General features: G+C 38.0%; 4 protein-coding genes. 2 read left to right on the forward strand and 2 right to left on the reverse strand.

Features of this window, described 5'->3' with window-relative positions:
* Positions 1-316: 316 nt before the first annotated feature.
* Both Q1553_RS07810 and ribA read right to left on the reverse strand, forming a co-directional pair.
* A complete protein-coding gene (locus Q1553_RS07810) occupies positions 317-1,543 on the reverse strand; it encodes a molybdopterin molybdotransferase MoeA (RefSeq protein ID WP_297570788.1) in 1,227 nt (408 codons plus the stop codon).
* An 11-nt stretch (positions 1,544-1,554) separates the two neighbouring features.
* The gene (gene ribA / locus Q1553_RS07815; protein ID WP_245944187.1) at positions 1,555-2,145 is read right to left on the reverse strand and encodes a GTP cyclohydrolase II; all 591 of its coding nucleotides are present in this window, start codon (positions 2,143-2,145) and stop codon (positions 1,555-1,557) included.
* 130 nt (positions 2,146-2,275) lie between these two features.
* Between ribA and hypB the strand changes: the two genes are divergently transcribed.
* A complete protein-coding gene (gene hypB / locus Q1553_RS07820; protein WP_115550842.1) occupies positions 2,276-2,968 on the forward strand; it encodes a hydrogenase nickel incorporation protein HypB in 693 nt (230 codons plus the stop codon).
* The coding region (locus Q1553_RS07825) for a HypC/HybG/HupF family hydrogenase formation chaperone (RefSeq protein ID WP_300842893.1) at positions 2,946-3,145 on the forward strand (200 nt) is incomplete at its 3' end. The genes hypB and Q1553_RS07825, both read left to right, overlap by 23 nt.

Below are 3,145 nucleotides of genomic sequence, written 5' to 3' on the forward strand. Positions count from 1 at the left end.
ACTTCAGAAAACGCGACAAAAGTTGTGCTAAAAACCCCCTTTAATGCAAGGAGATATTTAGACTATCCAAGCGGAGAATTACTGCCTAGAATCTGCTAATGGTTGCGGTAAATTGAGCCCTTGATGGCTTGCGATTCTACTACTACTTCCTTGCAAGGTTTTATTGGCTTTTTTTCCTTGAGAGAAAATTTAAAAAATTTGTGGCAATCCATATTAAGATTTAAATTTTGCAAGATTATGGATTGCTTCGCTACACTCATAATAACGAAAAATAAAATACAAAGACGCAAGCAAAGAGTGTGATGACGCAGTATTGTTATATAAGCAAAATCACTCGCACCATCTCTCCTACACTTTTTGCGCTATCTAAGACGCACAACCCATTATATGCGGAATCTAGCGGACAAAAGTTATTTAAAATCGCGCTTTGAAAATCCTTTTTTCCCTCAAAATCTATTTTCCATTTACCCCCAACATTTCGCACATTACACACGCGAAATTCTAAGCGAGAATCGGTTTTACTAACATTTTCCTGCAATAAAATCTCCAAAGTAATAGGCACAAAATACCCCCCATTAAGACGCCAAAGAATCTCTTTGGCAAAAAGTTCAAAGGTTACTAAAGTAGAGTTTGGGAAGCCGGGCAAGCCAAAAAACTGCTTGCCTCCAAAATGTGCGTAAGAAATATGTTGTCCGGGCTTGATTTTGACACCTTTAAACACCATTTCATTCTCTCTTTCCTTGCAAATTGCTGCAATAAAATCATAATCTCCCACACTTGCTCCCCCGCTGCTTAGGATTAAATCACACTCACTAAGTGCTAGATTCACGCATTCCTCCACCTGCTCTTTTGTATCTTTTAAAATCGGATAAAGCTTTGGGATTCCACCATTTTCTAGCACTTTTGCAACAAGTAAATGTCCATTAGTATTGTAAATATTTGCTCCATTTTTAGCACTTTCCCCTAGCTCCAACAACTCATTTCCACTAACCAAAATCCCGACTTTCGCGCGTGTAAATACCTCTACAAAAACACAATTTAGGCTTGCCAAAAGCCCAATATGATTTGCATTGAGGCGCACTCCTTTGGAGATTAGCTTCTCACCTTTGCGATAATTTGCTCCTTTTTGACAAATGTATTGTCCAACTTTTGGTATCTCCAAAAGACGCAAAGTTTCGGATTCTACCTTTACCTGCTCTATAGGTGCTAAAATATCAGCATTTTGTGGAATTTCCGCTCCCGTAAAAGTCTTAATCGCAAAGGGTTGGTGGAGAGGCAGAACAGAATCCTGCGCATTCCCTGCTGGATTCTCCCCTAAGATTTTAAATTCTTGCGTTGCATTTTCTTGCAAAAATTTAGAATTTATTGCATATCCGTCCATATTGGAGCGTGCGGATTGCGGCATATCTTGTATTGCGACAACATCACGTGCCAAAATTCGCCCTAAAGCCTCATACAAAAAAACACGTTCCACGCCCAAAGCTCCAATCGTTTGGGATTCCAAAATCTCCCTTGCTTGCGCATAATCAATTTTAACTTTCATCTTTTTCCTTATTAAAGCAAATGCCCCATTTTGGTTTTTTTCACTTCCAAATAATGTGCATTATGCGCATTGCATTCTACGATAATCGGCTCTCGCGTAAGCTTAATCATAGATTTAAATGCGCAAATCTTGGCTGGATTATTTGTCAGCAAGCGGATTTGACTTAAGCGATAATAATCAAAAATAAATCTTACTATCTCATAATCACGCTCGTCTTCTTGGAATCCCAAAGCAAGATTAGCTTCAATCGTATCTAAGCCACTATCTTGCAGAGCATACGCATTGACTTTATTAAAAAGCCCGATTCCACGCCCTTCTTGGCGCAAATAGATTAAGAATCCCCGCTCTTTTGCAATTCTTTTCAAAGCCATTTGCAACTCACCGCCACAATCACATTTAAGACTTGAAAACACATCTCCGGTTAAACATTCCGAATGCACACGCACAAGGGGATTTTCTGGAATCTCTATCGTCCTTAGCACCAAATGTTCCAAGAGATAGGATTCGCCTTTAAAAAGCTTTTTTTCTCTAAAAGATTGAATCATAAAATCCCCAAATTGCGTGGGAAGATTTGCCTGTTTTGAAATTTCTACCATTTGAATTCTCTTTAAAAAATTTTAATTAAACTCACAAATATAACGCATTTGTCGTCAAAAATGGTTTAAGATTCTGAAATTTAACTTTGTTATGGATAAATTTGGCTACAATGCACCAAAAATAAAAGGCTTGAAAATGGAATCGCCAAAGAATCTCAAAAGCGTAGAAATAGGACAAAGGATTCTATCAAAAAACGACAAAGTCGCAATGGAATTGCGAAAAATCTATGCAAAAGAAAATCTTTTTGTCCTCAACCTTATGAGCTCACCTGGTAGCGGCAAAACAACGCTTTTAGAAAATATTGCCAAAAACAAATTGCTAGAATTTAGCGTCATAGAGGGGGATTTGCAGACCAATCGTGATGCCGAGCGTCTTCAAGCTTATGGAGTCAATGCCCACCAAATCACCACAGGCGATGCGTGCCACTTAGAAGCGGCAATGGTGCAGGAATCTTTAGAAAAATTACGCGCACAGGGGGAGTTCAAGGATTTTTTATTTATAGAAAATGTCGGCAATCTTGTTTGCCCAGCAAGCTACGACTTAGGTGCAAATATGAATATCGTCTTGCTTTCCACTCCAGAGGGAGATGACAAAGTTTTAAAATATCCTACAATTTTCTTATGTGCTGACGCGGTAATCCTTTCTAAAGCAGATTTGATAGAAGTATTTGATTTTAAAGTTGCACAAGTAGAAGAGGATTTAAAAAAGCTCAAAAAAGAGATTCCATTGTTTTTAATTTCCTCCAAAGATATAGAATCTCAACGCAAATTTTGCACATTTTTACAACAAAATAAGGAGAGAAATTATGTGTCTAGCCATACCTTCTAAAGTCGTCGCAATTGATACTATAAACAATATTGCGACGCTAGATACATTGGGTGTAACGCGTGAGGCAAGTTTGGATTTAATGAGCGAAGAAATCCATATCGGAGATTATGTGTTATTGCATATCGGCTATGTTATGGGTAAGATTGACAAAGAACAAGCCAAACTTTCATTAGAAAC

Origin of the sequence: Helicobacter sp. UBA3407 (assembly GCF_949747025.1) — a bacterium.
GTDB classification, from domain to species: domain Bacteria; phylum Campylobacterota; class Campylobacteria; order Campylobacterales; family Helicobacteraceae; genus Helicobacter_D; species Helicobacter_D ganmani.